A 12,277-nucleotide genomic window follows, 5' to 3' on the forward strand; every position below is an offset into this window, starting at 1 on the left:
ACTGCCAGGCATCAAACAAGCAGAAGGCCATCCGTAAGGATGGCCTTTTTGCGTTTATCTATTTTTGTGTCTTATGCCCTGGCAGGACCGTATTGATAATCTGACTTGCCGTATCGGCGATCACTTTACCTGTAGAGCGGTCGCCTTTAGCCATCAATGACATAAACGCTTTTGCCTGTTCAAACGTAATATGCGGCGGTAGGGGCGCGACTTCCGGGTCGGTTTTAACCTCCAGCACTACCGGACGATCTGCGCTTAACGCTTCGGTCCATGCCTCATGCAGCTTATCCGGATCGTCAATGAAGATCCCTTTTAGCCCGATGGACTCCGCAAACTTAGCGTAAGGCACATCTGGCACATCCTGCGTAGCCTCAAAGCGGGGATTTCCCTCCATGACGCGCTGTTCCCAGGTCACTTGATTAAGATCTCCATTGTTGAATACGCAAACAATGAGTCGTGGATCGGACCAGCGTTGCCAATACTTCTGAATAGTAATCAACTCAGCCAGGTTATTCATCTGCATAGCGCCGTCGCCTACCAGCGCAACGACCGGTTTTTCCGGGAAAGCAAACTTAGCGGCGATAGCATAGGGTACCGCCGCGCCCATGCAGGCCAGGCCGCCTGATAGAGAGGATCGCTGTCCCTGCTTAATTTTGAAATCGCGTGCGTACCAGTTTGCACAAGACCCTGAATCGGACGTGACGATAGCATTGTCCGGTAGCAGAGGGGACATCTCCCACACCACACGCTGGGGGTTGACCGGGTTAGCTTTCGCCATAGCCCGCTCTTCCATTTTTTCCCACCACGCCTGGACTGATACTGCAATTTTCTCCTGCCACGCACGATCGTCTTTGTGTTGAAGCAGGGGCAGCAGCGCCTGTAGCGTACTGACCGCATCACCGTGCAGATTCACTTCAGTGGGATAACGTAGCCCCAGCATGGAAGCATCGATATCGATCTGTACAGCGCGCGCCTGACCTTCCTTAGGTAAAAATTCAGTCCACGGGAAGCCGGTACCAATCATCAGCAGGGTGTCACACTCCTGCATGAGATCCCAGGAGGGTTCAGTGCCTAACAAGCCGATACAGCCTGTAACGAATGGCGCATCGTCAGGCAAAATATCTTTACCCAGCAATGCCTTCGCCACCCCTGCGCCAAGCAGATTAGCCACCTGTACAACCTCGACGGCGGCATCCCGCGCACCCGCGCCAATCAGTATCGCTACTTTTTTTCCCTCGTTGAGGATGTCAGCGGCGCGCTGGAGATCGTATTGATAGGGAATGACCTGCGGGCGTTGATAGCCCGGACCTGAGTGGGTAAAACCGTGGGCATGCTGCGGCTCCTGCCACTCTTCATCCTGAATATCCTTCGGCAGGATCAGTACCGTGACGCCATTATTAGCCTTGGCGATACGCACGCCGCGATCCACCAGATGGCGAACCTGGGAAGGCGTCGCTGCCTCTTGCACGAAGCTCGCCACATCGCTGAATACGCGATCAAGGTTAATCTCTTGCTGATAATTTGATCCGCGTGCTGTGGCCTCAGCCTGGCCGGCAATGGCAATGACCGGCATATGGTCCATGCGGGCGTCATACAGGCCGGTCAGCAGGTGTGTAGCGCCTGGGCCACCGGTAGAGAGACACACACCAGGCTCGCCTGTGAACTTAGCGTGGGCGCAGGCCATAAAAGCGGCCATCTCTTCGTGGCGGACCTGGATAAACTCAATTCCGTCTCCCGCTTTTTCAGCGCGCTGCAACGCACCAAGCACGCCGTTAATGCCATCTCCCGGATAGCCATAAATTCGGGTTACTCCCCAGGCTTTTAATCGTTCTACAAAGAAGTCGCTGGTCATCTGGGCCATTATTTTTCCTCTCGTCAGGTGTTTGTTCGAGAATAGTTCACCTAACACAAATGAGCGAAAAAGGGGGAGTTCTCTGAAGAGTGCTATGGTTAAAAGAGCAATCAAAAGGAGAAGCCCGGTGCGCAAAGAATTTGATTATGAGCAGGACTTTACCGAAACCGATTTTCGTCAACATCCCGAACGTTACCAGGTTGGCCGGGGAGAGCAGGGCGTATTGCTGGTCGAGCCGTACAAAGGTGAAATCTTGCCCTTCTGGCGCTATAAGGATCCGGAGTCCGCGCAGAAATCAGCGGAACAGATTTATGCGCTATTTGAGGAGTATCGCAAGAATGATGATTTTGTAGGTATGGATATGGCGCGCAAGTTTATTCAGATGGGCTATACCCGTGCGCGGCGTTACGCTAACTACAAGGGTGGGAAAAAGTATGATGAGAATCGCGAGCTAAATCCACGCGGTAACGATCCGGTCAAAGCCGCAGCGGCGGCAATATTCAAAACCTGGTGGGATCGGATCCGCGCCGATGAGGATTACCTGAAGCGTAAAAAAGCGCATCAGGCGAAATGGGGCTAGTGCGCCAGCTGCCAGACGGTGTAGCCGGTCGTTGCCCCTGCCACATCCCAGGCAAAATCTTTCCAGCTCCAGCCGCTTCCTGCCGGGCGGCTGTCCCACAGCTCCTTTGACGCCCCCAGGCTCAGCGAAAACATGACCCCTATAGCCGCGCTGCGATCGGCGCTAATGCCCTGCCGCTGGGCATACTCATTCCCGGCGGCAGAGAGCATGGCTGAGGCGAGAAAGTGCTGGGCCTTGTCCTGACCGTGCCATTGGTCGTCAGCCATATGCGTACAACCGGTTAAGATCAGCAGAGCAGATAAGATAAAAGAGCGCATAGCCACTTCCAATAAAAAGGCCCCATCAATGACGGGGCCTGGTTCCATGTACAGGTTACAGAATACGGCTGATTAGCCTGTCGATACGTATCCGACGCAGGCGGCGGATGAGCTTACGCACCTTGACCGGGTACTCGGCGATGCTTTGCAGATCGCGATAGTGCTTCACCACGGTGGTGTGGGTGCGGATCAGCTCCAGCTCTTTATCACGCTGCGGAGCCAGCTCCTGCTGCGGATCGTGGATAAGGATCGCGTTTTCCAGATCCAGTCGCCATGCGCGTGGGTTAAGGTTGTTGCCGGTCAGCAGCAGCCACTCGTCATCCACCCACATCCCCTTCAGGTGATAGCTGTTATCCGCGTCCTTCCACAGGCGAACAATGAGCTGATCGGTATTCACATAGTACTGCAGGCGGCTCAGGAAGCGGCGCAGGTTGATCTCATAGAGATAGGGCAGCGCACCGATGATCTTAAACGGCTCGTTTTCCGGAATATAGAAATCGTTCGCCGTCTTATCCCCGACGATGATCTCCACTTTCTTACCTTCGCGCAGCAGCTGAATGATATTGCGTACCAGCACCGCCGGCAGGTTAAAGTAGGGGGTGCAGATTGTCAGCTTGTGCTCGGTGCACGGCATTAGATGGAAAATGGTCTTGTTGAGCAGGCTGGTTTTGCCAAGGCCAACCAGCGGCGTGACCGCCAGCTGCTCGTTATCAGCATCGCCCTGGAAATGGTAGCCTGCGTCACGCAGCTCCTGGCGGAACTGACGAATATCATTCTTGATTTCCGGGCTTTTAGGCCGCTGATCGCTATCGAGGCGGTTAACGCCGCACCCCTGAATCAGATTTTTATCAACCCACTCCAGCATGATGTCAGCCATCCGCGCATTGCGGATCAGCTGGTAGCGGTCGTAGCGGTACTTCTCATGTTGATGCAGGTAGACATCGTTCAGGCTGGCACCGCTGTAGAGCACGGCATCATCAATGATAAAGCCTTTATAGTGCAGTACGCCCAGCGCTTCACGGGTATTCACCGGCACGCCGTAAACGGCGATATCGACGCCGGGATTCTCCTGCGCCAGACGGCAGTACCAGTCGGCATTGGTGTTGGCCGCTGCGGCGCCGATGCGGCCGCGCTGGGCACGGTGCCAGTCAACCAGTACGCGAACATCCAGCTCCGGACGCTGGCGTTTCGCTTCATAGAGTGCCGCCATAATGCCTTTACCGCCGTCGTCCTGCTCAAGATACAGGGCGATAATACAGATGCGTTGTGTTGCACTGGCAATCTGTTTAAGCAGCGTCTCCCGAAAGTCGGCGGGAGAGTAATAAAACGTGACATCATCAACTGACTGAGAGAGCTTAGGTAGTTGAGCAAGGTGTTGTTGATGTTTATTACGCTTAAATTTTGACAACATCACAGTGCGTATCTTCTCTGTTTATTGAAGGGTCCTCTGTATCATGCATCTACAGAAGCATGCAGACCACATAAGCCGACAATGATAACACCAGAGCCAGCGAAAGTGGTCAACATTTCCAATACCTTACTCAGGAGCCGCCAGGCCCCACAAGAGGCAGCATCAGGCTGACAATGCCATCCTCCAGCTGAATATCAACGGTAAAGCCGAGTTTACGCGCCAGCGTTACCATACCGCGATTATTAGGCATAGTAATACCATTCAGACGCATGAGACCGTGGTCGCGGGTGTAGCCAATGAGTTTCTCCAGCAGGCGTCGCCCCAGACCTAAACCCTTAAGATCGGAACGGACCAGCACGGCAAATTCCGCATCCACGTTATCTGGATCGGAGATCGCCCGCGTCACGCCAAGGATCTCTTCGCCATCGTCAGTGCGCCGTACGGCAACAATTGCCATCTCCCGATCGTAGTCGATCTGGGTCATATTGGCTAAGTCCTCATGGGTAAATTCGTTGATCTCACTGAAGTAACGATAATAAAGATCCTCTTTTGTGACCTGGTCGATAAAGCGCTGCAGGGCCGGCTCATCTTCAGGCAGGATCGGGCGAAACAGGCAGACGTCGCCGTTTTTCAGCGTCACGCTCTCCTCAAGATGCTGAGGATAGGGACGAATCGCCAGCCGGCTCTCGCTGCTGCCGCTAAACGCAGCCAGCGTCATTGTCACGTCGAGAGCGGTAAACTCCCCGGCTGAGGCCAGCAGCGGGTGAATATCCAGCCGCTGGATCTCCGGGCAGGCAACGATCAGGTTAGATACCCGCACCAGAAACTGGCTCAAACCGATCACATCCAGCGGCTGCAGACCGCTGCGTCCGCGGATCTTTTTATTCTTGATAGCCTGAATAACAAGATAGCGGGCGAGGTTCATGTTCAGGGGAGGCAGCGCTACCGCAGCCTGATCCTGAGCTCGCCACTCAACGCCGCCTTCGCCCAGCATAATCAGCGGACCAAAGACCGGATCGTGCTGGACGACCACCCGCAACTCCTGTGCGCCAGCGCGGTTAGCCATGCTCTGCACCTGCAAACCGTGTACCCGCGCCTGCGGCCAGCGCATTTTCACGCGATCGATAATCGCCTCTGCCGCCTGCTGAACCTCCGCAGCGGTACGCAGATAGAGCATTACGCCCTGAACTTCCGACTTGTGCGGAATATCCGGTGAGCGCAGCTTCAGGGCGACGGGGTAGCCAATCTGCCCGGCAATGTGTACCGCCTCTACGCTGTCGGTGGCGATCCAGGTAGGAAGCGTTTGCAGCCCGTAGGCGCGAAGCACCGGCTGAACTTCATGGGTATCGAGCGTAGTGGCTCCCTCATCAATAGCCTGCTGCAATAGCTTATGCGCTTCAGCGGTATCGGCGTTCAGGTTACTGGGCAGGGACGGGGTTTCCCGGAGCTGCTTCTGGTTACGGCGGTACTCCACCATATGCATAAAGGCGGTAATGGTTCCTTCCGGTGTGCGATAGGTGGGCAGCCCCGCTTCGCTAAACAGGCGGCGCGCCTCCTGGGAGGAGAACTCCCCGCACCAGTTGGTCAGCACGGTCACATATTTACCGCGTGGATGCTTTTTCAACGCGTCAATAAGGGCCAGCGCGCTCTCGCTGCCGGGCGCCACCGCGCTGGGGGAGTGGATCACCAGCAGAGCATCGTAATCAGGGCTGTCGAGCAGGATGTTAAGGGCGGTAATATAGCGCTCGCTGCTGGCATCATCACGCAGATCCAGCGGGTTATCGGCTACGACGGAGCCGGGCAGCGCCTCACGCAGGCGGGAGAGCGTCTCTTCGCCGAGGGTAGCCAGCTTGCCGTTGCGCAGCCAAAGCTCATCCAGCGCCAGCGCCGCCGGTGCTGCGCCGTTGCTGATAAGCAGCAGGCGCTCCCCACGCAGCGGACGCATATGACTCAGGGTCTCGACGGCGGAGAAAAGCTCGTGGGTGTCCTGCACCCGCAGCAGGCCCGCGCGCTGGATGGCCGCATCCCAGGCGGGATCCATCCCGGCGTTAACGTGCAGCAGTCGCTGCGCCGTCGGGCTTCGGCCGCTTTTGATCACCAGGATCGGTTTATTACGCGATGCGCTACGGGCGGCGGAGACAAAGCGCCGCGCATCGCTCAGATGCTCAAGGTAGAGCAGGATAGCGCTGGTTTTGCTGTCGCGGGCCAGAAAGTCGAGAAGCTCGTCAACGTCGATATCCAGGCTGTCACCGAGGGCGATAAAGTAGGAGAAGCCTATCTCGCGCTGCTGTGCCCAGTCGAGAATAGTATTGGATACCGCCGCCGACTGGGAGATAAAGGCCAGCTTGCCGCGGGCGATGGGCACCGGCGAAAAACTGGCGTTGAGTCCCTGCCAGGGTGCCAGCAGGCCAAGGCTATTTGGCCCCAGCAGGCGCATCTGGAAACGGCTGGCGCAGGCCAGCAGGTCAGCATGCTGCTCGGGTGGTGCGGAGAGGATGATGCAGGTCTTACAGCCCTTTTGGCCTAATGCCTCCAGCAGGCTTAGGTTGCGCTTCGCATGGGTGCAGAGCACGGCGAGATCCGGCGTAAAGGGCAGGCTGGCGACGTCCGGCCAGGCCAGCACCCCCTGCACGGCTTTCCATGCCGGGGTCACCGGCAGCACCGGGCCAGCAAATCCGCCGGCCAGTAGGTTACGCATCATCAGGAAACCGGCGCGATCCGGCTTCATTGAGGCACCAATCACCGCAATCGACTTAGGGCGCAGCAGCGCTTCCAGTCCTCGTTGGCTCATACCGGTCTCCAGAAAAGAGTGACCCGATGATTTTAAACGCTTTCTTCAATATCCGCTGTGACGCTGCCCTTATGCTGCGTTTTTCCTGCCAGATAGCGGGTGCGGAAGCAGGAGAAGTGATCCCCCAGCGCCTGAGCGGCAGGCTGGTCTGCAGCGAGATCGAGCAGGGCGATCGCTACCTCAGCCGTACAGTATTGTCCCTCAACCTGGGCTTCGCGCAGGCGGTAGGCGGAGACGCGAGAGAGATCGACGGAGATCACCGGCAGCCCGTCGAGATAAGGGCTTTTGCGAAACATCTTCCGCGCCTCGGTCCATGTCCCATCGAGCATAATAAACAGCGGCGGCTTACCGCTGGGGGGCGCGGTAATCACCTGGCGTTCGCTGCCCGCATAGGCAGCGGGAAAAACGACCATCGGCTGGTAATCGGGGTCGGCGACCAGATCCAGCAATTCTTGTGGCGGCTCGGTGCGCGACCACTGGAACGCGGCGGTATCCGGCAGGATATCGGCAATTAGCCGGCCGGTATTGCTGGGCTTCATCGGCTCGGTATCAAACATCACCAGGCAGAAGCGGCTGCGAGCAGTGCTGGGCTGCAGCGTGGCGCAGAGACACTGCTTCTGCGGCAGCAGGCAGCGCTGACAGCGACGAATACGGTTACCCCGGGCGAGAAAAGGGCGTGTGGCGCGGGCAAGTCGTTGCGCCCGAAGTTGCAGTACGGCGTTGTTGGTCACGGTCATAGAGGTGGCGCAGAAAAAACGCCATTGTGGCAGAGGGAAAAACGGGGCACAAGCGGCCCCGGAAGATTAGAGTGATTCGTTCAGCCAGCTATCGAACGGCGCTTTCGGCACCGCGCCGCTCAGCATGTCGACAACCTCACCGTTTTTGAACAGCATGATGGTTGGGATGCTGCGAATACGAAAGCGGGCGCTCAGCTCGCGCTCGGCTTCAGTATTGACCTTCACAAAGCGCACTTTGCCGCTGCGCTCTTCGGCGACGTCTTCAAAGATAGGGGCAAAGCTGCGGCACGGGCCACACCAGGGTGCCCAGAAATCGACCACTACCGGCAGATCGTCCTTCAGCAGTTTGTCCAGCGTCTCGCCGGTGGCGTTAATGACGTCGCCATCGAAAAGATCGTGGCCACAGCGTCCACATTTTGCGCCGTCGGTAGCATGATCATCGGGAATGCGGTTCAGTGCCTGACAGCTTGCACATACGGTATTCATAACTAACCTCTGGGTAGTGCGGTGGGACAGAGTATGTTTCCAATATGTTACATATTATCTTTGAGCGGGTGTGAAACGACAACGCGTTTTATTCAATGAGTACAATAGTCGCAGGCTTTTAAATGAAGTAATGGCTATGCGCTTGCACATCGGGTAATCTGCGCGCTTCGCGCAGCGCTGGTGGAGAAAAGCATGAACGACGAACTGAAAAACAAAAGCGGCAAGGTCAAAGTGATGTATGTCCGCAGTGACGATGATTCCGATAAACGTACCCATAACCCGCGTACCGGGAAGGGGGGCGGACGTCCGGGATCGTCTCGTGCAGACGGTGGCCGTCGCCCCGCCCGCGATGAGAGAAAACCTTTTGGTCGCGATCGTGACCGTGATAACGATCGTGACGGCGGCTCGCCGTGGCGCACCGTCTCCCGTCCGCCCGTTGCTGATTCGGTAAGGGATGAGGAAGAATCAGCCAGTGGCAAACCGGTTATCGATCCGGAAGTGATCCGCCGCCAGCGCGCTGAAGAGACGCGCGTTTACGGTGAAAACGCCTGCCAGGCGCTGTTCCAGAGCCGCCCGGACTGTATCGTTCGCGCCTGGTTTGTGCAGAGCGTGACCCCGCGCTTTAAAGAGGCGCTGCGCTGGATGGCTGCTAACCGCAAGGCTTATCACGTAGTAGATGAAGCCGAGCTGGCAAAAGCCTCCGGCACTGAACACCACGGTGGCGTCTGCTTTATTATCAAAAAGCGTAGCGGCATCTCCGTACAGCAGTGGGTGAGCCAGGCTGGCGAGCAAGATTGTGTTCTGGCGCTGGAGGATGTGGGTAACCCGCACAACCTCGGCGCGATGATGCGCAGCTGCGCGCACTTCGGCGTGAAGGGCGTGGTGCTGCAGGATGCAGGGATTATCGAGTCTGGCGCAGCGGTGCGTACCGCAGAGGGCGGGGCTGAGCATGTGCAGGCGATCACCGGTGACAGCGTGCTTGATGCGCTGGATGCCTTCCGCAAAGCGGGCTACACCATTGTGACAACCTCCAGCCATGAAGGTACGCCGCTTTATCAGGCTGAACTGCCGAAGAAGATGGTGCTGGTGTTAGGCCAGGAGCGTGACGGTCTCTCCGATGCAGCGCTGGCCAGTGCCGATCTGAGTCTCGCCATTCCGGGTACGGGCAACGTTGAAAGTCTTAACGTCTCCGTAGCAACCGGCGTTCTGCTCGCCGAGTGGTGGCGTCAGAACAAGGCGTAATACTCTTCAGGCCCGGCAGACATCGTGCCGCCGGGCCTGATTCATTTGTTACTCACTCTCTGCCGGCAGAACCGGCATCCAGTCAATCGGCTTCTCGCCGTGCTGCTCCAGCCACTCATTAGCCAGTACAAAATGGTTACAGCCAAAAAATCCCCGGTGCGCCGACAGCGGTGAAGGGTGAGGCGCTTTTAGAATATGGTGGCGCTGGCCGTCAATAATCGCTCCTTTCTTCTGCGCGTGGGATCCCCACAGCAAAAACACCACGTTCTCACGGTGCTCGTTAATCAGGGCAATCACCTTATCGGTAAAGGTTTCCCAGCCAAGGCTGGCGTGAGAGTGCGCCTGGCCTGCGCGTACGGTCAGCACCGTGTTGAGCAGCAGTACCCCCTGACGCGCCCAGCTCTCCAGATAGCCGTGGGTCGGGCGGCTAAACTCTGGAATTGAGTTCTCCAGCTCTTTATACATATTCAGCAGCGACGGCGGCGTGGCTACGCCGGGGCGTACGGAAAAGGCCAGGCCGTGCGCCTGTCCTGGCCCGTGATAGGGATCCTGGCCCAGGATCACCACCTTCACATCCCCCAGCTCGGTGAAGCGAAAAGCGTTAAATACATCTTTCTGCGGCGGATAGACCGTTACGCCAGCCTCGCGTTCGGCGGCTACTGCGTTAAGCGTATTGGTAAAGTAGGGCTGCTTTTTCTCTTCAGCCAGCACGTCGTGCCATGTTTGCGAAGTGGTCATTCCGATCTCCTGCCTATTTTGATGATCCTAAGCTTAACCGCTTCTTTCGTCGGAATAAAATGCGGGCATTAAAACGGTCGAAAAACCTAAAAAAATTTGAAAAATTGCAGAACAATTTTAGACAGGTGAAATGCGTAACTTGATATAAAACAACTATTTCCCGCTATGACCCTTTTTGGGGTATGGTTTTTGTTGATGTAAGTCAAAGAATGGCCGCGATTTGGCTGGTATATAGACACTCAGGCAACAATGGTTTTACCAATTGGCCGGGAATAAGGCCGACAAAACAAATTAATACGCCGAGGAGGCATCATATGATTACAGGTATCCAGATCACCAAAGCGGCAAACGACGACCTGCTGAACTCTTTCTGGTTGCTCGACAGCGAAAAAGGCGAAGCGCGTTGCGTGTGTGCCAAAGCTGGCTTTGCAGAAGATGAAGTGGTTGCGGTTGACCAGCTGGGCAACATTGAGTATCGCGAAGTACCGATGGAAGTCCAGCCGCAGGTTCGCGTTGAGGGTGGCCAGCACCTGAACGTTAACGTGCTGCGTCGTGAAACCCTGCTTGATGCGGTTGAGCACCCGGAAAAATATCCGCAGCTGACCATCCGCGTTTCCGGCTATGCGGTGCGTTTCAACTCCCTGACCCCGGAGCAGCAGCGCGACGTTATCGCCCGTACCTTTACTGAAAGCCTGTAACAGGCCTGATAAAAAAAGCCGGGTTTATCACCCGGCTTTTTTATTACTCGTTCGAAGACTCCTGAGAGCCGCTTGGCTTACGACGCTTACCAATGTTTTTGGTATCGCGATGACGCAGCTTCGCGCGTGGCTTCTCTTTCTCTTTCTCTTTTTCTTTCTTCTCGGCGCGCTTAGCCAGCGCCTTCTTCGATGGTTTTCCCGTCATTTTCTCACTTGGCGCACGGGTAGTTGGGCGCAGCTCGTCAATGACGCGGGCCTTCAGCGGCTCTTCAACGTAGCGGCCAATTTTCTGCAGCAGCAGGTAATCATGCGCCTCGACCAGCGAAATGGCGGTGCCTTTGCGCCCGGCGCGGCCGGTACGGCCAATACGGTGCAGATAAATATCACCGCTGCGCGGCATATCGAAGTTAATGACGTGGCTCACGTCCGGAATGTCGATCCCGCGCGCGGCAACGTCGGTGGCGATCAGCACATTTACCCGGCCTTCGGTCAGGCGTTTGATACCTTCGGTACGCTTCACCTGGGCCATCTCGCCTTCAAGATAGCAGTTGTTGATGCCGGCGTTACGCAGCAGCTCTGCCAGCTCGTGAACGCGCTCGCGCTTGCGGACAAACACGATAGTGCGGGTGGCGTCGTCCTGCTTGAGCAGGTGCTGCAGCAAGGCTGTTTTATGCTCAAAGTTATCCGCACGGTAGTACCACTGGTGGATCTTCTTACGCTCGCGGGTAGACGGGGTCGCAGAGACCTCAACCGGATCTTCCAGCAGGCGCTCGGCAAAGTCCTTCACGGCATTGCCTTCCAGCGTGGCGGAGAAGAGCATAGTCTGCTTACGCCAGCGCGTCTCCCCGGCGATGTGCTCGATATCCTGAGCGAAACCCAGCTCCAGCATGCGGTCAGCTTCATCGAGGATCAGCGTCTCTACGGCGCGGCAGTCAAAATTCTCTTCTTTGATGTACTGCATCAAGCGGCCAGTAGTGGCGACCACGATATCCTGGTTTTCGCTGAACACCTCGGCGTGGTTCATATAGGCTACGCCGCCGGTAATGGTGGCGATATCCAGATGGGTATTTGCCGACAGCTCACGGGCGTGCTCGGCCACCTGCATCGCCAGCTCACGGGTAGGCGTCAGGATAAGAATACGCGGTGGACCGGATTTCTTACGCGGAAAATCGATTAGGTGCTGCAACGCAGGCAGCAGGTACGCCGCCGTTTTACCCGTGCCGGTAGGCGCGGAACCGAGTACATCGCGGCCCTCCAGCGCAGGCGGAATAGCAGCCGCCTGAATGGCAGTTGGGCGTGTGAAGCCTTTCTCCTGGAGCGCGTCCAGCAGGCTTTCATCGAGTTCGAGTTCGGAAAAAGTCGTTACAGTCATGTTCTACCTCTGTGTGGGGCGCTGATTATAGACGTTATGGCTGCAATCTTCAT

Annotated in this window: 11 protein-coding genes; 3 read left to right on the forward strand and 8 right to left on the reverse strand. The window is 56.7% G+C overall.

Features of this window, described 5'->3' with window-relative positions; translation table 11 throughout:
- Positions 1-58: 58 nt before the first annotated feature.
- Positions 59-1,861, reverse strand: a complete 1,803-nt coding sequence (locus RTN40_RS17270; protein WP_312229547.1) for a thiamine pyrophosphate-requiring protein — start codon at positions 1,859-1,861, stop codon at positions 59-61.
- A gap of 85 nt (positions 1,862-1,946) precedes the next feature.
- Here RTN40_RS17270 and RTN40_RS17275 point away from each other — a divergent pair, with 85 nt between their 5' ends.
- Positions 1,947-2,432 carry a DUF4385 domain-containing protein gene (locus tag RTN40_RS17275; protein WP_312229548.1) on the forward strand — a complete coding sequence of 162 codons (486 nt, stop codon included), beginning with the start codon at positions 1,947-1,949 and terminating at the stop codon, positions 2,430-2,432.
- Here RTN40_RS17275 and RTN40_RS17280 read toward each other — a convergent pair.
- From RTN40_RS17280 to trxC, 5 genes are all read right to left on the reverse strand, one after another.
- Positions 2,429-2,749, reverse strand: a complete 321-nt coding sequence (locus RTN40_RS17280; RefSeq protein WP_312229549.1) for a YfiM family lipoprotein — start codon at positions 2,747-2,749, stop codon at positions 2,429-2,431. The two genes, RTN40_RS17275 and RTN40_RS17280, sit on opposite strands and share 4 nt — an antisense overlap.
- Before the next feature lie 55 nt (positions 2,750-2,804).
- A complete protein-coding gene (gene pssA, locus RTN40_RS17285) occupies positions 2,805-4,160 on the reverse strand; it encodes a CDP-diacylglycerol--serine O-phosphatidyltransferase (RefSeq protein ID WP_312229550.1) in 1,356 nt (451 codons plus the stop codon).
- Positions 4,161-4,290: 130 nt separating this feature from the next.
- A complete protein-coding gene (locus RTN40_RS17290) occupies positions 4,291-6,951 on the reverse strand; it encodes a GNAT family N-acetyltransferase (protein WP_312229551.1) in 2,661 nt (886 codons plus the stop codon).
- Between the two features lie 32 nt (positions 6,952-6,983).
- Entirely contained in the window at positions 6,984-7,682 is a 699-nt protein-coding gene (gene tapT, locus RTN40_RS17295) for a tRNA-uridine aminocarboxypropyltransferase (RefSeq protein WP_312229665.1), read from the reverse strand.
- Positions 7,683-7,754: 72 nt separating this feature from the next.
- Positions 7,755-8,174 (reverse strand): thioredoxin TrxC, encoded by a 420-nt coding sequence (gene trxC / locus RTN40_RS17300; protein ID WP_103818812.1) that lies wholly within the window; start codon positions 8,172-8,174, stop codon positions 7,755-7,757.
- 192 nt (positions 8,175-8,366) lie between these two features.
- Here trxC and RTN40_RS17305 point away from each other — a divergent pair, with 192 nt between their 5' ends.
- Entirely contained in the window at positions 8,367-9,416 is a 1,050-nt protein-coding gene (locus RTN40_RS17305) for a tRNA/rRNA methyltransferase (RefSeq protein ID WP_312229552.1), read from the forward strand.
- A gap of 48 nt (positions 9,417-9,464) precedes the next feature.
- Here RTN40_RS17305 and ung read toward each other — a convergent pair whose 3' ends face one another.
- A complete protein-coding gene (gene ung / locus RTN40_RS17310) occupies positions 9,465-10,154 on the reverse strand; it encodes a uracil-DNA glycosylase (protein ID WP_312229553.1) in 690 nt (229 codons plus the stop codon).
- A 314-nt stretch (positions 10,155-10,468) separates the two neighbouring features.
- Between ung and grcA the strand changes: the two genes are divergently transcribed.
- Entirely contained in the window at positions 10,469-10,852 is a 384-nt protein-coding gene (grcA, locus tag RTN40_RS17315; protein WP_312229554.1) for an autonomous glycyl radical cofactor GrcA, read from the forward strand.
- Between the two features lie 43 nt (positions 10,853-10,895).
- Here the strand turns inward: grcA and srmB are convergent, their stop codons facing one another.
- Positions 10,896-12,224 (reverse strand): ATP-dependent RNA helicase SrmB, encoded by a 1,329-nt coding sequence (gene srmB / locus RTN40_RS17320; RefSeq protein WP_312229555.1) that lies wholly within the window; start codon positions 12,222-12,224, stop codon positions 10,896-10,898.
- Positions 12,225-12,277: the final 53 nt, after the last annotated feature.

Origin of the sequence: Pseudescherichia sp. (assembly GCF_031987975.1) — a bacterium.
Taxonomy (GTDB): Bacteria; Pseudomonadota; Gammaproteobacteria; order Enterobacterales; family Enterobacteriaceae; genus Pseudescherichia.